General features: G+C 71.1%; 19 protein-coding genes. 8 read left to right on the top strand and 11 right to left on the bottom strand.

From position 1 onward, the window contains the following. Positions 1–333: 333 nt before the first annotated feature. From AS594_RS29245 to AS594_RS29235, 3 genes are all read right to left on the bottom strand, one after another. A complete protein-coding gene (locus AS594_RS29245; protein ID WP_069929818.1) occupies positions 334–1,179 on the bottom strand; it encodes an LLM class F420-dependent oxidoreductase in 846 nt (281 codons plus the stop codon). Positions 1,180–1,219: 40 nt separating this feature from the next. After that, complete coding sequence (locus AS594_RS29240; protein ID WP_167368051.1) at positions 1,220–1,636, bottom strand: nuclear transport factor 2 family protein; 417 nt, start codon at positions 1,634–1,636, stop codon at positions 1,220–1,222. 134 nt (positions 1,637–1,770) lie between these two features. Beyond that, a complete protein-coding gene (locus AS594_RS29235; RefSeq protein ID WP_069929816.1) occupies positions 1,771–3,147 on the bottom strand; it encodes an FAD-dependent oxidoreductase in 1,377 nt (458 codons plus the stop codon). 313 nt (positions 3,148–3,460) lie between these two features. Between AS594_RS29235 and AS594_RS29230 the strand changes: the two genes are divergently transcribed. Then, positions 3,461–3,937: a Rieske (2Fe-2S) protein gene (locus AS594_RS29230; RefSeq protein ID WP_069929815.1), complete on the top strand. Its 477-nt coding sequence runs from the start codon at positions 3,461–3,463 to the stop codon at positions 3,935–3,937. On the opposite strand, the gene AS594_RS29225 is transcribed toward AS594_RS29230, so the two are convergent. Further along, complete coding sequence (locus AS594_RS29225; protein WP_069929814.1) at positions 3,924–4,574, bottom strand: cysteine hydrolase family protein; 651 nt, start codon at positions 4,572–4,574, stop codon at positions 3,924–3,926. The two genes, AS594_RS29230 and AS594_RS29225, sit on opposite strands and share 14 nt — an antisense overlap. 105 nt (positions 4,575–4,679) lie before the next feature. Here AS594_RS29225 and AS594_RS29220 point away from each other — a divergent pair, with 105 nt between their 5' ends. Continuing rightward, the gene (locus tag AS594_RS29220) at positions 4,680–5,150 is read left to right on the top strand and encodes a pyridoxamine 5'-phosphate oxidase family protein (protein WP_069929813.1); all 471 of its coding nucleotides are present in this window, start codon (positions 4,680–4,682) and stop codon (positions 5,148–5,150) included. Between the two features lie 171 nt (positions 5,151–5,321). Here AS594_RS29220 and AS594_RS29215 read toward each other — a convergent pair whose 3' ends face one another. After that, complete coding sequence (locus tag AS594_RS29215) at positions 5,322–6,227, bottom strand: LysR family transcriptional regulator (RefSeq protein WP_069929812.1); 906 nt, start codon at positions 6,225–6,227, stop codon at positions 5,322–5,324. Positions 6,228–6,302: 75 nt separating this feature from the next. Here AS594_RS29215 and AS594_RS29210 point away from each other — a divergent pair, with 75 nt between their 5' ends. Further along, complete coding sequence (locus AS594_RS29210; RefSeq protein ID WP_079144806.1) at positions 6,303–7,364, top strand: DMT family transporter; 1,062 nt, start codon at positions 6,303–6,305, stop codon at positions 7,362–7,364. 351 nt (positions 7,365–7,715) lie between these two features. On the opposite strand, the gene AS594_RS29205 is transcribed toward AS594_RS29210, so the two are convergent. Next, positions 7,716–9,050 (bottom strand): aminotransferase class I/II-fold pyridoxal phosphate-dependent enzyme, encoded by a 1,335-nt coding sequence (locus tag AS594_RS29205; RefSeq protein ID WP_069933794.1) that lies wholly within the window; start codon positions 9,048–9,050, stop codon positions 7,716–7,718. A gap of 35 nt (positions 9,051–9,085) precedes the next feature. On the opposite strand from AS594_RS29205, the gene AS594_RS29200 reads away from it, so the two are divergent. Together AS594_RS29200 and AS594_RS29195 are read left to right on the top strand one after the other, a co-directional pair. Next, a complete protein-coding gene (locus AS594_RS29200; RefSeq protein WP_240509101.1) occupies positions 9,086–9,748 on the top strand; it encodes a pyridoxamine 5'-phosphate oxidase family protein in 663 nt (220 codons plus the stop codon). A 10-nt stretch (positions 9,749–9,758) separates the two neighbouring features. Beyond that, a complete protein-coding gene (locus tag AS594_RS29195) occupies positions 9,759–10,409 on the top strand; it encodes an FMN-binding negative transcriptional regulator (protein ID WP_069929810.1) in 651 nt (216 codons plus the stop codon). 314 nt (positions 10,410–10,723) lie between these two features. On the opposite strand, the gene AS594_RS29190 is transcribed toward AS594_RS29195, so the two are convergent. Together AS594_RS29190 and AS594_RS29185 are read right to left on the bottom strand one after the other, a co-directional pair. Next, the gene (locus tag AS594_RS29190; RefSeq protein ID WP_069929809.1) at positions 10,724–11,749 is read right to left on the bottom strand and encodes an EamA family transporter; all 1,026 of its coding nucleotides are present in this window, start codon (positions 11,747–11,749) and stop codon (positions 10,724–10,726) included. 40 nt (positions 11,750–11,789) lie between these two features. Next, positions 11,790–12,326, bottom strand: coding sequence for a peptidase (locus tag AS594_RS29185; RefSeq protein ID WP_069935486.1), 537 nt, complete (start codon positions 12,324–12,326; stop codon positions 11,790–11,792). Positions 12,327–12,625: 299 nt separating this feature from the next. Between AS594_RS29185 and AS594_RS29180 the strand changes: the two genes are divergently transcribed. Further along, a complete protein-coding gene (locus AS594_RS29180) occupies positions 12,626–13,054 on the top strand; it encodes a type II toxin-antitoxin system Rv0910 family toxin (RefSeq protein WP_069935485.1) in 429 nt (142 codons plus the stop codon). Positions 13,055–13,199: 145 nt separating this feature from the next. Here AS594_RS29180 and AS594_RS29175 read toward each other — a convergent pair whose 3' ends face one another. Then, complete coding sequence (locus tag AS594_RS29175) at positions 13,200–13,787, bottom strand: PadR family transcriptional regulator (RefSeq protein WP_079144353.1); 588 nt, start codon at positions 13,785–13,787, stop codon at positions 13,200–13,202. A gap of 163 nt (positions 13,788–13,950) precedes the next feature. Here AS594_RS29175 and AS594_RS29170 point away from each other — a divergent pair, with 163 nt between their 5' ends. Further along, positions 13,951–14,772 (top strand): PhzF family phenazine biosynthesis protein, encoded by an 822-nt coding sequence (locus tag AS594_RS29170; RefSeq protein WP_069935995.1) that lies wholly within the window; start codon positions 13,951–13,953, stop codon positions 14,770–14,772. Positions 14,773–14,893: 121 nt separating this feature from the next. On the opposite strand, the gene AS594_RS29165 is transcribed toward AS594_RS29170, so the two are convergent. Further along, positions 14,894–15,700: a CPBP family intramembrane glutamic endopeptidase gene (locus AS594_RS29165; RefSeq protein WP_069935484.1), complete on the bottom strand. Its 807-nt coding sequence runs from the start codon at positions 15,698–15,700 to the stop codon at positions 14,894–14,896. A gap of 394 nt (positions 15,701–16,094) precedes the next feature. Then, the gene (locus AS594_RS29160; protein WP_069935483.1) at positions 16,095–17,603 is read right to left on the bottom strand and encodes a glutamate-cysteine ligase family protein; all 1,509 of its coding nucleotides are present in this window, start codon (positions 17,601–17,603) and stop codon (positions 16,095–16,097) included. A gap of 496 nt (positions 17,604–18,099) precedes the next feature. On the opposite strand from AS594_RS29160, the gene AS594_RS29155 reads away from it, so the two are divergent. Then, positions 18,100–18,699, top strand: a complete 600-nt coding sequence (locus tag AS594_RS29155) for a hypothetical protein (RefSeq protein ID WP_069929803.1) — start codon at positions 18,100–18,102, stop codon at positions 18,697–18,699. Positions 18,700–18,970 lie beyond the last annotated feature (271 nt).

Below are 18,970 nucleotides of genomic sequence, written 5' to 3'. Positions count from 1 at the left end.
TTGAAGGAACTCGCCGGGCTGTGCAAGGAGTTGCGGAAGTGACGGCCGTCCGGGCCCGCGGGACCGTCGGCGGAATGCGCCGTACCGCTCATTGCCCGGTCACCCTGCGGGATGTCGGCCCGGGATCCGGCGCACCTCACAACAGGACGTAGTGGGCTCTACCCCTGCCGGGGGAGCCTCCGAAGCCGTTCCAGGACTTCACGGTCCGTATCCGTGGCCGCGTCCGCGCCCGCGTCGCGCCCGGCCGGTCCGGCCGCCGCGCGCAAGGTCCGCGCGGCGCGAGGGCGGCCGGCCCTCGCGCCGCGGGGCCCCTGCCGGCGGCGGGGCCGGCCGTCAGCCGATCAGTCGCACCATGGTGTCGAGGCTGCGCAGTGTCTCCGGAACCGGTGCGGTCGGCAGGGTGAAGAGCACTCTGTCGGCTCCCGACTCCATGATCGCGTCGAGCGCCTCGGGTTCGGCCGGCACCTGGTACATCGTCACGGGCAGGTACCCGCGTCCCCGTTCGGCCGCGCGCCGCCTGAAGTCGGTGACCTGGTCGGCCAGCTTTCCCTCACCCGTGACCATCGTCGGCAGCCAGATCATCCCCCAGTCGTCGCCGAACTCGAGGACCCGTTCGACGGCCGCCGGGTGGTTGCCGCCCACCATGACCGGCGGGTGCGGGGCCTGCACGGGCTTCGGCCACGAGAACACCGGGTCGAAGTCGACGAAGTCACCGTGGAACTCCGCCTTCTCCTCGGTCCAGAGCGCCTTCATGGCCAGCACCCGCTCCCGCAGCAGAGCCATCCGGGTCTTCGGGTCGGTCCCGTGGTTGCGAATCTCCTCACGGTTCCATCCGGCGCCCACGCCGACGACCGTCCGGCCACCCGACACCCGGTCCAGCGAGGCGATCTCCTTGGCCAGCACGATCGGATCGCGCTGGGTGACCTGGAAAACCCCCGCGCCCAGGAGCAGCCGCTCGGTCACCACCGCCGCCGCGGTGAGGACCACCATCGGGTCCAGGGTGCGGTACATGTCCCGCGCCAGATCCCCGCCGCCGGGCCACGGTGTCTCCCGCTTCACCGGAATGTGCGTGTGCTCGCCCACGAAGAGCGATTCGAACCCACGCTCCTCCAGCGCGCGGCCGAGTTCCACAGGACCGATTCCCTCGTCGGTCACGACGGTCGACACACCGAATTTCACGCGTACTCCCCACGCTGGAATCGCCGCACGGCCCGGCCGCTCAGGCCGCGGTGTTTTCGGGATCCGGCTCGGAGGCGCGGACAATCGGCACGGTGTCGGACACGCCTTCGGCCCGGAACACCTTCTCGTCGCGGATTACCCAGAAGTGCACGAAGCGCACGCGGAATTCCTTTCCGGTCGCCTTGAACCGACCGCTCCACCAACCGAGAGCGGTGACCCAGTCGCCGGAGGGCAGCAACTCCTCGAAGTCGAAATGCGCCTGATCGAGGTGGCCGAGCGCACCGGCGAAGTAGGCGGCGGCTCCGTCGAGTCCCTTGTACTCCCCTTCCGACCACGGCAGGGACTTCGGGGCGACGATCTCGACTTCCGGGTCGCAGGTCCCGAGGACCATGTCGATGTCAAAGCTCGAAAGGCCCTTGTAGAGCCTCTGTACGGTTTCGACGGGCTGTTCCGGCATCATTCCTCCGTATGTCCTCGGTGATCACCTGTACAGCCAGCTCGGCGCATGGCTTTCGGCCCGGTCCGGGCCGCAGGCGTACAACGCGTGCAGGTATGTGGGGTCCGCTCCGGTACGGGAAGACTCCCGGCCGCTCACGGCACCGGCACGTCCGCGCGCTGCCGGGGCGCCTGGTTCCGCGTGGGTGAGCGACGGGCGGCGCGCAGCGAGCGGGCGATGACCGCGGGCCGCATGACAGCGGACGGCGGGGCCAGCATCTGCTGCACCTCCAGCATGACGCGGTGGACCTCCACCGACGTGTGGCTGGCCAGGGCGATCTGGCCGACGTACCAGTTCATGACGTCCGTACCGGGCGCCTTGGGGCCGACCGTCTCCGGGAAGATGAAGTCACCGGCCGTCGCCATCCGCCACGGCATGTCGAGCAGCTTGCCCATCACCCGGAAGTACTTGCGGGTCATCTCGGCCGACGCGTCACCGAACCGGTCGAGACACCGTCCGAGCTCGACCGCCTCCAGGATGGCCATGGTCATGCCCTGGCCGTACAGCGGGTTGAAGCTGCACACCGCGTCGCCCAGCGCGACGTATCCGGCCGGCGGCCGCCGCAGCCGCTCGAAGTAGCGCCGGCGCGCCGTGGGGTACGTGTACCTCAGCGCGTTGCCCTCGTCCACCGGCTCGGACCGGGCCAGCAGGTCGGCCATGTGCGACGCGGGCAGATCGGCGGCGAACCGGGCGAACCCGGCCGGATCGACAGGGGCGTAGGCGCGGTGCCAGCCGCCCAGGGTGACCAGCCAGCGGTCGCCTTCGACAGCGAAGGCCGCGGCGGCCCGCTTGTCGTCCGAGGAGATCGAGGCCATCAGATACAGCAGCCCGCCCATCTCCGTCACCTGGTCGCCGGGCCGGCGGTGCAGCAGCCGGCTGGTGTATCCGACATCGATCTTGACCGTGTCGACCGGCGGAGTCGGGCAGTTCAGCTGTTGCAGCCACCGGTCCGAGCGGTCGCCGCCGCGTCCCGTCGCGTCGACGACCAGGTCGGCCGTGATCACCTCGCCACCGTCCAGCTCCACGCCGGTGATCCGGTCCTGGGAGCCGACGAGGCCGGCGACCGTCGCGCGGTCCCTCAGTTCGGTGTTGGGCAGCGCGCTCACTCGGCGCCGCAGGGAGAACTCCAGGAAGGCACGGGTCAGACTGACGCCGAGCATTCCGGTGGAGTACGGAATGCGGAAGGCGCCCATCTGGTGGAACAGGAGATCGCTCCCCGGATCCCAGGGAACGGCGCCGCCCGCGGTCAACTCGGCGGTGAGCCCGGGAAACACCTTCTCCAGCGCCAGGCGGCCACCGATGAGAAGGGCGTGCCCGTGGCGGGCCTGCGGCACACCCCGCCGGTTTCGCGCGTCGGACGGCAGTTCGTCCCGGTCGAGGACGGTCACTCTCTCGAATCTCCCGGCCAGCGCGCCGGCAGCGGTGAGGCCGCCTATGGAGCCGCCGATGACGACCGCATGCCTTCCGACCACGCTAAATCCGCCCCCTTCGCGAGCCGTGCTCGACCCGCTGTGCTGGATGATCCGCCTTGTCTCCACGTGAGTCTGCGCGGCAGCGCCCGGCGGTGTCGTCTCCGCAGTTGCTCAATCGCCGCGGGGACGGGAACGCGAGAAGCCGGAAGCGCGGGAAGCCGGGAACGGGAGGGAGAGGGGGCAGGAACGGGAGGGGCCCGAAGCGCGAGGGGCCCGAAGTGCGAGGGGCCCGAAGAAATCGCCCGGATGCTGAACGGCGCGGTCCGGTCCCGCGTACAACATCACGTAGTCAGTCGTCGAAGAGGAGTGCCGCATGACGGGATCTCAGGAGACAGGGCGGCTGTTCGGCCGCCGTACGGTCGTCACCGCGGTGGGCGCCGCCGGGATCGCCGCCGCGCTGACGGCGTGCGGTGGCTCGGAGAGCGACAGCCCGTCCGGCGCCGCCGCCGAGAAGCCCGCGGACGGCGGGGCGGGCGGCAGCGGTGGTGGCGGGGGCGACGCGGGCGCCGTACTCGCCAAGACCAGCGACATCCCCGAGGGTGGCGGCAAGGTCTTCGCCGACCAGGGCCTGGTGGTCACGCAGCCCACGGCGGGACAATTCAAGGCGTTCTCGTCGAAGTGCACCCATCAGGGCTGCGCGGTGAAGGACGTGGCGAACGGGATGATCAACTGCCCCTGCCACGGGAGCATGTTCGACGCGACGGACGGCAGTGTGAAGGGCGGCCCGGCGAAAGCGCCGCTCCCCGCCGCCGCCATCAAGGTCGAGGGTGACTCGATCACCCTCGCCTGATCCGCCGGGGGCGCTTCCAGCAGGCGAGAACGTCGTCGGTCGTGGTGATGGTGGCGACGAGAGCGAGCGTGTTGCGGATCATCGCGGGGGTGTAGTCGGAAGGCACCCCCGCGATGGCGTCCGAGGCGACGACCACCGTGAAGCCGAGGTTCACGGCGTCGAAGACGGCGTTGGGAATCGCGACATTGGCGGAGACGCCCGTGACGAGCACGGTGCGGCAGCCGAGGTTGCGCATTAGGGCGCCTGCGTCCGTACCGGAGAGCGGCGAGAGGCCGTGCAGCCGTCGTACGACGAGGTCGTCATCCGTCACTTCGATCGGTTCCGCGACGCGCACGGCGGTCGTTCCCGAGAGCTGCTGTACGGGCAGCCGTGCGGCGGCGCGGAACAGTCGTGCGTTGGTACTGGCCCCGCGCCCGTCGGGCCGCCGTTCCGCCACCGCGTGCATCACCTGTACCCCGGCCTCGTGGGCCGCGGCGACCAGACGTGCGACGCGCAGCAGGGCTCCCGAGGTCCGTGCCTCGCGGGCGAGTTCGGGAAGCGCGCTGTCCGCACCGACGACGCCCTCCTGGCACTCCACCGTGAGCAGAACAGTGGTCGCCGGATCGAGCTGCTCCACGAGCTGTTCGTACGACGGCAAGGCTCCTCCTCCGGTCGGGGCGCGCGAGGCTAACGACCATTGCGTGATGAGGGAAGAGCCCCCATGCTTTCTGACACCTGGTCAGAAACCTTGAAGGGGACGCCGATGACCGCCTCCACCCAGCGCAGAGGCCGCCGCATCATGATGACGGACGCCGAGCGGGACGCTTTCCTCGACGAACAGCGCACCTGCCGGGTGGCGACCGTCTCCGCGGACGGCAGCCCGCACGTCGGCGCCCTGTGGTTCGTCTGGGACGGGGGCTCACTGTGGCTGTACTCGATCACACGCAGCCGCCGCTGGGCACAGCTGCGCAAGGACCGCCGGCTCGCCGTCGTCGTCGACGACGGAGTGGAGTACGGCGAACTGCGCGGCATCGAACTGTCCGGCACCGCTGTCTTCACCGGTGAGGCGCCGCGCACCGGCGAGCCGTGCCCCGAACTCGACGTGCCGGAGCGTCTCTTCGCCCGCAAGTACTTCGGCATGGCGCGGATGCCGCACGACGGGCGGCACGCCTGGCTGCGGCTGACGCCGGACGCGGTGACGTCCTGGGACTTCCGCAAGCTCGGCAGCTCCTGATCCGCGCGCGGAGCCGGCATCTCCGCTCGCCGAGGGCCGAGCGGCGACTCGGGGACCCGGCCCGGCGGGCCGGTCCCATGGCCGGCGCCCCGTGGCCGGTGCCAAGCGGGCCCGTGCCAAGCGGCCGGTGCGCGGCCCTGTTCGCGGCCCTGTTCCGCGGCCCGTCCGGGTTCAGCCGGCGACGATCGCCCCCGCCGCGCACAGCGCGTCGACCGCTGCGCGGATGGACGGCCGCCGGTCCGCGTCGGCGCGCCAGACGGCGTACACATGCCGCCGCATGGCGTGCCGCACCGGTACGACGCGCACGCGGTCCGGCACCGGACCGCGCCCCAGCCGTGGCGCCACGCACACCCCGAGCCCCTCGGCGATCAGCGCGAGCTGTGTGGCGTGCTCCTCGGCGACATGCGCGATCCGGGGCTCGACTCCCTTGCCGCGCAGAGTGAACATCAGCCACTCGTGGCAGAACTCGCCCTCGGCCCAGGTGACCCAGTCGTCGTCCGCGAACTCTTCCAGATCCACGGCGGTGCGACCGGCGAGCGGATGGTCGATGTGCATCGCGACATCGGCCGGGTCGTGGAGAAGCTCCTGCTTCGCGAGCCCTTCGGGCATGGAGAGGGGCTTGTTGTACCAGTCGAGCACGACCGCGAGATCGAAGTCGCCCCGCACGACCGCGCGTACCGAGTCGTCCGGTTCCATCTCCCGCATCTGCACCCGCAGTTGCGGATGTTCCTCGCGGAGTGCCGCCAGGGCGGTCGGCAGCAGACCTCGGGCGGCGGTCGGGAACGCGGCCACGGACAGGTCGCCGACGACGCGGCCGCGCTGCGCCTCGATGTCCGACTGCGCGCGCTCGACCTGGGAAAGGATGCGCGCGGCATGGTCGGCGAGCAGCCGCCCGGCGTCGGTGAGGCGGACGCCGCGACCGTTCTTGGCGAGCAGCGGCTGACCGACTTCGCGCTCCAGCTTCGCCATCTGCTGGGAGACCGCGGAGGTCGTCACGTGCAGGCCCTCGGCCGCGCCGCTGACGGAACCGTGCCGGGCGAGGGCATCGAGCGTGCGCAGGCGCTCCAGATTCAACATGTAAGCGATACTAAGCGATGAGATCCACAAAATCTCGCTTGTGCTACGAGGTGTGGCCGGGTGAGGGTACAGACCATGAGCATCGCCTCCGCACGCCGCACCGAGCCGCCCGCCATTCCTGCCACACCGCTGTCCGCCACCCCGTCCGCCGCCGCCGTCACCACCTCCGGTGACGGCACCGGTGGCGGCACCAGTGACGGCACCCGTGAGGGCCTCCCCACGCCGGCCCGGCGCGCGACTCTGGACTGGCGCATCCGTTTCGGCGTGCTCGCGCTCATCTGGGGCTTCAGCTTCCTGCTCATCAAGGTCGGCACGGAGGCGTACGCACCCTTCCAGGTCACGCTCGGGCGGCTCCTCTTCGGAACGGCCGTGCTCGCCGCGGCGATGGCGGTGAAGCGGGAGGCTCTGCCGCGCGGCGCCCGGACCTGGGGCCACCTCACCGTCGCCGCGTTCTTCCTCAACGCGCTGCCGTTCTCGCTCTTCGCCTATTCCGAGCTGACGATCCCCTCGACGCTCGCCGGCATCTGCAACGCCACGTCGCCGCTGTGGGGCATGGCGCTCTCGTTGGTGGCGTTCTCCGAGGACCGCCCGACCCGCCGCCGCGTCGCGGGACTCGGCATCGGCTTCATCGGCGTACTGACGGTACTGGGAGCCTGGCAGGGCTTTTCCGGCCTCGACTTCGGCGGCACGGCCATGGCACTGCTGGCCTCGCTCAGCTACCCGGTGGGCTGGATCTACCTCCGCCGTACGCTCGGGGGCAGCGGCAACTCCGCCCTCTCCATGACAGGCGCGCAGCTCCTGCTCGGCACGGCGCAACTCGCCGTGGTGACCCCCCTGTTCACGACGGTGCCGACCTCGTTCCCGGTCGTGCCGCTGCTGGCTGTGGTGGCCCTGGGCGCCCTGGGCACCGGCTTCGCGATGCTGCTCCAGTACGGCCTGGTGGCCGAGATCGGTCCGACGACCGCCCAGATGGTCACGTACTTCATCCCGGTGATCGCCACCGTCGCGGGCGTCACCCTGCTCGGCGAAGACCTCAGCTGGAACACCCCCGTCGGCGCCCTGATCGTCCTGGCGGGCGCGGCCCTGACCCAGAGCCGAGCCCGCACCAGGACCGGCATCACCGCGAGGCGCACCTGACCGACCCGCACGGCACCCCGGACCGATCCGCGGCTTCCGCGCTCGCCCTGCCCCGGCTCCCGCGCCACGGGGAGCGACGACTCCCCGGTCGTGCAGCCGTTCCCGGCCCCCGCCTCGAAGCCCTCACTCCGAGGCGGCACTTCACCGTCGGGCGGCGCCGACCCGACGTCGGGTCGGCGCGGCCCGACCTGCCGACGCCATCCGTGGCCGCCCCCGCACCACGCCCCTCGCCCGCACCTCCACCACCCGCATCCCGCTCCCCGCACCCCGACGACCGGCGCCCGAGCCCCGGGTACGCCTCCCGCATGCACCGCGCGCCCCTCCACCGCGCCGCCTGACGCGTGCCGTGACTCAGCCGTAGCGCCGGTCCGCCCGCGCAGGCCCGGTCGCCGAGGCCACGGCGTCGGCGACCGGGCCGACGTCCGCGGGTGTCATCGCCGAAACGGTCAGCCGCACACCCGGCGGCGCCGCCATCCGGAACCGCGCTCCGGGCGCGACCGCCCACCCCGCGTGCAGCAGCCGCGCCACCACCCCCGTCTCGTCCGCGACCGGCACCCACACGTTCATCCCACTGCGCCCGTGGGCCTCGACACCCCGCTCGTTCAGTGCCCCCACCAGTGCGTCCCGCCGCCGACCGTACTCCCGCGAGACAGCCCGTACGTCGACCGCGCCCGCTTCCCACAGCTCGACGACCGCCCGCTGCACCAGCCGGCTGACCCAGCCGGGCCCGAGCCGCTGCCGCCCCATCACCCGGTCCACCGTGACCGGGTCGCCCGTCATCAGGGCGAGCCGCAGATCAGGCCCGTACGCCTTCGCCACCGACCGCACGAACACCCAGTGATCCGTCACCCCCGCGAGGGGGCGCACCGGCAGATCGACGATGGCGTGCCCGTGGTCGTCCTCGATGAGCAGCACCCCCGGAAAGGTCATGAGGACACCCCGCAGCTCCTGGGCCCGCGCGACGCTCACCGCCGCACCGGTGGGGTTCTGCGCCCTGTCGGTGATCACCAGTGCCCGGGCCCCGCCCCGGAGCGCCCGTTCGACCTCACCGGGCAGCGGCCCGTTGTCGTCGACTGCGACCGGCACGGCGGTAAGCCCGAGCGCGGGTATGAGGTCGAGCAGACTGCCCCACCCCGGATCCTCGACAGCCACCGCGTCACCCGGCCTCAGGTGGGCGGCGAGAACGCGCTCGATCGCGTCCAGCGACCCGGATGTGACAGCGACGGGTCCACCCGGCACCCCGTCCGCGTCGAACGAGGCCCGCGCGAGCCGCCCGAAATCCGGATCGACAGGATCCTGTCCGTACAGAACAGGGTGCTCTGCACCGCTCCGCACCGCGGCGGCAAACGCCTCGTGCAGCGGTGGCAACAAGGCGGGGTCGGGATTGCCCTGGCTCAGGTCCCGCACACCCGGCGGTACGTCGACCCTGATCGACTCCCGCGCCGTACTGGCCGGGCGGGGGCGCACCCGACTGCCTCGGCGGCCCGACGTCTCGATCACCCCCCGCTCGCGCAGCGTGCGGTACGCCGCCGCGACTGTATTCGCATTGACCCCCAACTCCCCCGCCAACTCCCGCATGGGCGGCAGCAGTTGTCCGGGCGACAGTTCCCCGGAACCCACCGCGCGCTCCACACTCGCCGCAATCTCCGATGCGCGCCGCCCGCTGATCCGATAGTCTCCTAGCACAAAAAACACTATGCACTAGTACAATGGAGAACGCAATGCCGGACACCACCACCTACGCGCCTTCCGAGCGCACCGTCCCCACCCGCTCCCGGGAACGCGCGTCGTACAACCGCGACCTGGTGCACGCGATACTGGACGAGGGTTACGTCTGCCACCTCGGCTTCGTGCGCGACGGAGCCCCCGTCGTCCTGCCGACGCTCTACGGCCGCGTCGGCGACCGCCTCTACGTACACGGCTCCACGGGCTCCCGCCCCCTGCGCATGGCCGGCCAGAGCGACCCCGGCCTCGCCGTCTGCCTGACCGTGACCCACGTCGACGGCCTCGTCCTGGCCCGCTCCGCCTTCCACCACTCCATCAACTACCGCTCCGTGGTGGTCCACGGCATCGCCCATGAGGTGGTGGACGAGGAAGAGCGCCGCACCGCACTCGACGCACTGGTCGACCATGTCGTCCCCGGCCGCTCCTCCGACTCGCGCCCGGCCAACGCCAAGGAGCTCGCGGCGACCGCCGTGATCCGGCTCGACCTGGAGGAGGTCTCCGCGAAGGTTCGTACAGGCGGCCCCAACGACGAGCCCGAGGACGCCTCACTCCCGCACTGGACGGGCGTCGTCCCCCTGACCCGCGGCTACGGCGCCCCCGTCCCGGCAGCAGACCTGGACCCGGCCGTCGCACTCCCCGACTACCTCACCACTCTCTGAGCAGGCCGTCTTGCTCATACACCCCTGGGACGCGCCGCACAGTGACCACGAGTGGCAGGAGTGGCTGGCGGTCCACGACTTCGGTCAGCTGGCGGTGAACGGACTCCCGGGCGAGGCGCCGTACGTCCAGCCGACACACTTCCTGTACGACGCCGAACGCGGCGCCCACGGCGAGGTCCTCACCCACCTGGCCCGCCCGAACCCCCTGTTCACGGCGTTGGAAGCCGATCCGCGCGTCCTGCTGAGCGTCGTGGACGACTACACGTACGTCCCCGGCCCCTGGCAGGCACCCGTGGGCGCCCCGCCCGAACACGGCGTGCCCACCAGCTTCTACGCAGCCGTACAGCTCCGCTGCACAGCCCACGTCGTGGACGACCCGGCGGAGAAGGCCGACCTGCTGAACCGCCAGGTCGCCCACTTCCAGCCGCAGGGCGGCACGGCCCGCGCGGCTGTCGGCGAAGCACCGCACGGGCGTCTGCTGTCGGGCATCAGGGGTCTGCGGCTGGAGGTGACCGAGGTCCGGGCCAAGTTCAAGTACGGCAGCCACAAGCCGCAGGACGCACAGGAGCGTACGGCGGCAGGGCTGGCCACCCGCGCACAGCCGAACGATCCCGCGGCCCACACCCACCACCACCGCCGCCGCACCCCGCCCACCACCTGACGACCGCCCGCCCCCTGCCCGCGCAGGTCCCGGCCCGGCCAATGCACTGGCCGGGCCGGGGCAGCAGCAAGGGGCCGGAGGCCGAGGCGGAGCTCGCCTCCGGGACCGTCGGACGCTCATCCGGCAGGACCACCGCGACGACGATGGCGCTCACCGGCCCGAGCAGTGGCAGCAAGACAAACAAGGCCGCATCACACGGCGCCCACGTCACCCGCCACTCACGTCACCCGGCACCCGGCACCCGGCACCCGAGCACCGAGCACCGAGCACCGAGCACCGAGCCAAAGCAAAGCCTCCGGACGCAGGCAGCCTCGCTACCGAGCCGTCCGCCCCGCCGGAAGATCCCCCTCGACCTGCCCGGCCCCCGAAGGCCCCGGCTCCACGTCCGCCCCACCAGCGGCCGCCACCCCGCCCGCGACCGGCCCGCTCGGGGCCTTGGGAGCCGACGACTGCGCGATGAACGCCCCGACCAGCACCACGACCCCGCCGATGATCTGCGGCGCGGACAGGTGCTCACGCAGCAGCACCCACGCCAGTACGGTCGCGATGACCGCCTCCAGGCAGGCCACCACACCGGCCACCTGCGGCGACAGCCGGCGCACCGACACCACACCCGTGACGTACGCGACGACAGTGGCGATCAGCACGATCCAGCCGAGCAGCAGCGCGGCCGGCACTGCCGTCCCTCCCATGTCGGCGTTCCCGGTCAGCAGCGACCACTCCATGCCCCACGGGCGCGCCACCACGGTCAGTACCACGGCGCCGACGAGCAGGCCGTACGCGATGACGCCGAGCGGATCGGGCGCGTCCTCGCCGGCGCTCCCTTGGTCGGACAGTACGAAGTACCCCACCTGGCAACAGGCGGCGGCGAGCGCGAACAGCAGCCCGAGCACGTCGATGGTCAGCCCGGCCCACACCTCGACGACGCACGCCAGGCCGCCGACCGCGAGCACCACACCGACGGCGGCGGCGCGCGTCACCGGCCGACGCTGAACGAACCGGACCCATCCCAGCACCAGCGCCGGGGCGAGATATTCGATGAGCAGGGCGACCCCGACCGGTATCCGGGACAGCGAGGCGAAGTAGAACGCCTGCACACCGGCGACCGCGAGCAGGCCGAAACCGGCGAGCAGGGCGGGTTTGCGCCGCAGCAGATCGCGGTGGCGCCAGGCGACGGGCAGCATGACGAGAGCGGCGCCCGCCACCCGCAGCCACACCACGTGCAGCGGGTCGAGCCCCGCCTCGATCAGCGGCTTGGCCGCGACACCCGAACCACCGAATGCGAACGCCGACAGCAGGGCAAGTCCCAGGCCGGCGCTCCTCCCCTGAGACGCTTGCATCGGGACATCATGCCATTCGAGGTCAGGAGCCTCATCCCCGTTACGCCTGACGAGACGCCGCACAGAGGCGCCCGGCCAGCAGGTCCGTGTCCACACCGCCGCGCCTCAGCACCTCGACCGCTCGGCACTCGGTGTCCGCCGCGAGTACGGCGAGCAGATCGAGCCCGCGGGCACGCCGGTCGCCGCGCGCCGCGGCCAGTCCCAGCGCCCTCTCCATGGCCGCGGCGGCGGCGGGCGACCAGCCCGCAAGGCCCACGGGGTCCCGCGCCCCGGTCACGTTGCCGGAATCCTCCACCGCGCCCTGCCAGCGCAGCCCGTACCCGATGCTGCGCTGCACGAGATAGCCGAGCACCCGGGCGATCTGCGGCGTACCCCCGTCGAAGGCGGCCCGGACGTCCGGGTCGGTCTCGATCAGCGAGTGGAGCAGGTGCGCGGTGTCGACCTGCCGGTCGCCGTCCCGCAGCGCCCGCCTGCGCGCGCCCGCGACGACCGACGTGAGCTCGGCGGTGAGCCTGGCTTCGCTGTCCGCACGATGTGGCGCGGTCTGCTGGGGAACCCGTGGGGTACGGCTTTGCACACTCCCACCTCATCAGCCGCCGCTCGCGGGAGCATCCCCGCCGGGGAGCATTCGCGCATCCCACCGAAGTTGGGCAACGCCGCACCCTGCCTCCTCCTTACGGATGAGACCAGGGATATCGGGACAACACGACGACCGGGACTGGGAAGACGCGAGGCCCACTCAATCTGACGGTTCATCAGCATTGAATGTTTCACGCCACCCGGCTACGTTCCGCGACACACAGCGAACGAGAGCCGGCGACGACTGCCGACGACAGCCACACCAGCCGAGGACAGCCGACGAGAAGGGGTGGTCGCATGGCCGAAGCCAGCGCGGAGGCACACATCGGGGCGCCGGCCGAGAAGATCTGGGCGCGGCTGACGGACTTCACGTCGTACGCAGAGTGGAACGCGACCCACACCAGCTTCCCCAAGGGCGGCCCGGCCACGCTGGAGGTCTCGGCGACGTACGACGAGAACATGAAGCTCATGGGCTTCCCCGCGGAGGTCACCTGGACGGTGGAGGAGCTGGAGCCGGCCCGGCTGCTCACCACCAGGGGCAAGGGGCCGATGGGCGTCAACCTCGCCATCCGCTACTCGCTCACACCGGACGGCGACGGCGCCCTCGTGCGGATCGAGGGGGAGTTCACGGGCGCGGCCGTCTCACTGATGGCGGGCAAGCTCAAGGACTCGGCGGGCGCCGCCCTGAGCGAGTCGCTGCGCAAGCTCGCCGGCCTGGTCACCTGAGACGGGACCCGCCCGGGCCGGAGACTCACTCAGGCCGAGATCTCGCCAGGAACGAGGATTCAGCCCCGGACCACAGCCCCGGACGCGAGCCGGCGCCCCGCGGATGCCCGCGGGGCGCCGTCCGCCCTTGCCGCTCCCGCTGACCTCAGTCCTCGTCGGCCAGGATCAGGTAGAGCTTCTTGCGGGACTCGTTGACGACGGCGAGAGCCTTCTTCCGCTGCTCGGCGGAGCCGGTCTTCCAGACCTGGCCGAACGCCTCCATCAGCCCGAAGCCAGCCTGACGGACCTCGTTCATCGTCTCCCAGTCGACCCCGCGCCCCGCTTCCTCCCACGGAGCCTGCGGCCCCGCCTCGACTTCGGTGCGCCCGGCGTCGGTGAGCGTGAACAGCTTCTTGCCGCCCTCGCTCTCACTGACGATGAGACCCTCGTCCTCGAGCAGCTGGAGCGTCGGGTAGACCGAGCCCGGACTGGGACGCCAGGCCCCGCCACTGCGCTCGCCGATCTCCTGGATCATCTCGTAACCGTGCATGGGCCGGTCGGCCAGCAGCGCCAGGATCGACGCGCGCACGTCGCCGCGCCGCGCCCTTCCCCTGGGGCCGCCCCTGCCGCGTCCGCCACCGCTCCACGGCCCGCCGAACGGCGGCCCGAAAGGACCGAAGGCGGCACGCCGCGCCTCGAAGTCACCCCGACCGCGATGGCCAGGCCCGCAGTCCCCATGTCCATGTGAACGCATCGCTACGCTCCTTCCATCGTTGATCTGTCGCGATACCCCAACGATATATCGGAACGATTCACCGGGCAAGCACTCCCGACACGCCAAGGACCCCCACCAAAGGGGCCAGTCATTCCGAATTGGCCTTGGCCTGCGGCTTTGCCCGACCCATACGTTCATGGCCATGCGGATTCGAATCGTCGACGCCTTCACCGACCGGCCCTTCGCCGGCAATCCAGCCGGAGTGCTTCTGCTGGACTCCGGCACGTTTCCCGACGACGCCTGGCTCCAGCAGGTGGCCGCCGAGGTGAACCTCTCCGAGACAGCCTTCGCGCACCCGCTCCCCCCGGGCGGCGACGCCGACTGGGCGCTGCGCTGGTTCACCCCGACCGCCGAGGTCGCCATGTGCGGCCACGCCACCCTGGCCACGGCCCACGTCCTGCACTCCACGGGCGCCGCCGCCGGCAAGGACGCCGTGCGTTTCTCGGCGCTCTGCGGGATCCTCACCGCCGCCGCCGGAGAAGACGGCGCCTTCACCCTGGACTTCCCGACCGCACCGCTCACAGCCGCCGCGGTCCCCGACGGCATCGGCGAGGCCCTGGGCGCGGACGTCCTCTCGGCCCACGACACCGGGCCGCACATCGGTGACCTGCTCATCGAGCTGGCCGACGAGCGCACCGTACGCGCGCTCACCCCCGACTTCGCCGGCCTCGTGGCGCACTCCGAGCGCGGCATCATCGCGACAGCCGCAGCCGAAGATCCCGCCCTCGGCTACGACTTCGTCTCGCGCTGTTTCTTCCCCCGGCTCGGGATCGACGAGGACCCGGTGACCGGCAGCGCGCACACGGCCCTCGCCCCGTTCTGGTCGGCACGCCTCGGCCGCCTCGAACTGACCGGCCTCCAGGCGTCCGCCCGCTCCGGCCGCGTCGTCACCTCGCTGCGCGACGACCGCACCCTGCTGACCGGCCGCGCCGTCACCGTCATCGACGGCGACCTGCTCACCTGACCACCCGCCGACCGGCACGCGCCGGCCCGAGACCCGAACAGGCACCGGCACCGGCACCGGCACCGGCCAAACACCGAAAAGGGGCGTACGGATCTTCCGTACGCCCCTGCTCACGCCCTTCTCACGTCTGCAAAGTCGGCAGCCACCCCACCTTGCCCACCAGCAGCGCGTACCCCACGAACGCCCCCACGTCGAGCAGCGTATGGGCCACCACCAGCGGCCCCACACGCCCCCAGCGCCGGTACAGCAGCACGAAGACGGCGCCCATCACCATGTTGCCGACGAACCCGCCGATCCCCTGGTAGAGGTGGTACGACCCGCGCAGCACGGAACTCGCCGCCAGAGAGGCTCTGGGAGACCACCCCAACTGATCGAGTCTGCGCAGCAGATATCCAACGACGATGACTTCCTCCAGTACGGAGTTCTGCATCGCGGACAGGACCAGCACAGGGAACTTCCACCACACCGGCGGCAGCGATTCCGGCACCACCGTGAGGTTGAACCCCGACTCGATGGCGACCAGGTAGAACGCGAGCCCGGCGCTGCCGATGCCCGCCGCGACCAGCGTGCCCCGCCCCAGGTCCGGCCACGGCCGCGTTCGGTCGAAGCCGATCGCGCGCAGCCCCTTCCCCTCGCGCATCAGCAGGTACGCGACCAGCACGACGGGCGCCAGCGCCGACGCGACACCGAACAACTGCCAGGCGAGGTCCAGCCATGGCCGCCCGGGCGCGGCGGACGTATTGAGTTTCGCCGCCTGGTCCTTGAGCCCGCCCGGTTCGGTGACGGCTCCGACAAACCTGATCAGGGACGACACCCCACTCGCGCCCAGTGACAGCGCGAGGACGATGAGCACTTCGATCCGCAGGATCTGTCGCGTCACCCCCTGCTCCGGAGGAAAATCAGCCACCCGCCCCGCCTCTGCCCGCACACCAGCCTCCAGTTCAGAAATCCCGCCTCATCCCCGACTACGCCCCGCCAGGGTCTCGATCGCGGGTACGAAGATCCCGCGCGACAGGCCGGGAGACGAGCGCCTTTCCAGGTGGCGAAACCCTCTCCCCTGCCGAGATCGTCGACATCGTCGAGATTCTTCGAATCGATCGAGATCCACGGTTCGAGGAGGGGCTCCACCGTCATGGGACGTCACAGCTTGCCCGACGGCGCGGCGAAGCACGGCACCAGGTCCGGTTCACCAGCTCAACGCGGCACGCTCGCCGTCGCCACCCCGTCGTCTTGAGCGCCGGCGCGGACGCGGACGCGGACGCGGCGATCACAGAGGCGGGCCGGACCTCCTGATCAGACCCGCCGGCCTCCCCCGGCGCACCTCACGCCCGCCCCGGGAAACCCACCGGCCAGGTGTGCACCGGGTCGCCCTGGTGCATCAGCTCGCTGTAGCGGCGCGTCATGGCGGCCAGCGCGGCTTCGCGTTCCAGGCCGGCCTCCAGAGCGCGGTGGTAGGTGTCCACCTGCCAGGAGGCACCGTTCACGCGCCGCCTGCACCGCTGCTCGATGACGCCGAGGTAGTAGTCCCGGTCGGCGGGCTCGATGCCCCAGGCGTCGAGCCCGGCAGCGGCCAGTGGCAGCAGTTCGTCCCGTACGAGCCTGACGGCCGGCACCCGCGTGGTCCCGCCCGCGCGGCCCGCCTTCGGCCAGATGATCTCCGCCTCGATCCCGAGACGGCAGGCGGTGTCGAAGTTCTCCTCGGCGGCCTCGAAGGGCAGCCGCTTCCACACCGGCCGCGCGTCCTCGGCGAGAGCCCGCACCAGCCCGTAGTAGAAGGCCGCGTTGGCGATCACGTCCGTCACGGTCGGCCCCGCGGGCAGCACCCTGTTCTCCACCCGCAGATGCGGTACGCCGTCGACCAGCCCGTACACGGGCCGGTTCCAGCGGTAGACCGTCCCGTTGTGCAGCACGAGCTCCTGGAGCCGCGGCACCCCGCCGTCGTCGAGCACGAGGAGCGGATCCTCGTCGTCGCAGATCGGCAGCAGGGCCGGGAAGTACCGCAGGTTCTCCTCGAACAGCTCGTACGCCGAGTCCACCCACCGCTCGCCGAACCAGGTCCGCGGCCGTACGCCCTGGGCCTGGAGCTCCGGCGGGCGCGTGTCGGTGGCCTGCTGGAAGAGGGGCGGCCGCGACTCGCGCCACAGCTCGCGGCCGAAGAGGAACGGCGAGTTGGCACCCAGTGCGATCTGCACACCGGCGACCGCCTGCGCCGCGTTCCACACATCCGCGAACCGGCCCGGCGTGACCTGGAGGTGCAACTGCACCGACGTACAGGCCGCTTCCGGCGCGATCGAGGCGAAGGTGCAGTTCAAGCGCTCGACCCCGGTGATGTCCACCGTGAAGTCCTCACCGCGCGCAGTCACTATCTGATCGTTGAGCAGCTGGTAGCGGTCGACGTCGGAGAGATTCGCGGAGACCAGGTCGTGGCGTCCGAGCGTCGGCAGAATTCCGATCATCACGATGCCCGCGTCGACCTCTTCGGCTTTCCTGTGGGCATATCCCAGGCCGGTGCGCAGCTCTTCGGCGAGCTGATCGAATACCCGGCCTCCCAGCCGGTGCGGAACGATATTTACTTCCAAATTGAACATGCCGAGTTCGGTCTGGAAATCACGGCTCGCGATCCGCTCCAGCACCTCGGCGTTCATCATCTTCGGCATACCGTCGGCCCCGGCGAGATTGAGCTCGATCTCCAGCCCCATGAAGTTCTTGGGACGGTCGAAGCGCTTCTCCGCCAGCAGTCGCCCCAGTCCCTCCAGGCACTGCTGGAGTTTCCTCCGGTACCTCTGCCGGTCCGACAGGTCGAACCCGTCTGCCACGACCTTCTCCCCCATCGAAGCATCCCTCCTCGAGTGGGCGGCTCACAGCATCGGGTACTGACGTCACGGTCGATGATGCCCACACGGGCTGATCAGTAACGCCCCGCGGCCACCAATGAACAGGTACCCTCGTTCGGGGATCTCAGCGGCACATTCACTCGGCATGCGGCAGATAGCAGATACCACCCGGTAGCCGCTGGTGAAAATAGCCGACGAGTTTCGGCCTACCGCTGCCGCCGGAACTTTCCAGGCCACGGGCCTGACCCCCCGATGAATGGGTAGATTCTCCGCAGGAAATGGTCCTGATACCGCCTTGCCCGCAATGCGGGCGACGGCTAGCAGAAACATGGCGTGAACACCGTTCGTATAAACTCCGCAGACGAGGCAGAGAGTTGTCGCCCCGGCCAGCGCCCCGCGGCCCACCTCTGACCCCGAAACGCAGACAGCGCCGTCCGCACCGCCCACGCACACCCACGCATCACCGTGTCTCCCAAGTGAGAGGCGACCCACCATGCCGCTGCTTGTCCCACCGGCTCCCGCGCCAGCCCTGCGCAGCGTCCTCGCGGCACTCGGTTCCCCCACCGCCGTCCGCGAGGCCCGTCCCCCGGCCCTCCGTGCGGCTCAGGGACCGCTCAGCCCCGAGTTCCCGCTCCCCTTCCACGTACTGGACGGAATCATCCCGTCAGGCAGGCCGCCGCGCACCCGGCTGACCGGCTGGCGGTTCCTCATCCGCAGCGGCGATCGTACGGTGGCCGCCGCCGACACCATGCTCACCGCCGACGGCTGGGCGTTCTCGCACTTCTGCGAGGGCCCGTACATCGCCTCCAGCGAACTCGCGCTGCGCCAGGCCGAGGCGATGACGAAGCGCTACCAGCCACGCCTGCTGTCCGTACCGGAGCTGTACATGCTCACTCTGTGGCTGCACGACGGTCCGGCCGCCGGCGTCGACGCCTCCGAGACCATGCCGCTGCCGACGGACCTGCTCGTACCGCTGGCGCCCGCACCGCCCGGTATCGCCTCGCACCGCCCGCACCGGGTAGCCGATCTGCTGCCGCTGCTCACCCACCGGCTCACACCACCCGCCGTCCCGCTCCTCAGCCAGCCCGCCTGACGGCGGCCGCCCGTCTCCCGGGCGCCGCCGCGCGTCCCCTGTGCCCCGTGCCCGCCCCGGCCACGGGGCACAGTGCCGCCCGGCCCCCGCCCCCTCAGCCGCCGCCCGGCCCCTGCACCCCCAGCCCGGCCCTCGCACCCCCCAATCGGACTAGCCCGTATCGGCCCCCTCGAACCACCCGAAGGGACGCCCCGGTTGAGCTGAACCGTCCGCACGAGTGACGCGTCATTAATCAGTAAGGAGAGCTGCCGTGAAATCCCTGCGGAACGAC

Origin of the sequence: Streptomyces agglomeratus, from assembly GCF_001746415.1 — a bacterium.
Classification (GTDB): domain Bacteria; phylum Actinomycetota; class Actinomycetes; order Streptomycetales; family Streptomycetaceae; genus Streptomyces; species Streptomyces agglomeratus.
The sequence above is the reverse complement of the archived record's forward strand: the minus strand, read 5'-3'. Positions and strand labels throughout refer to the sequence as shown.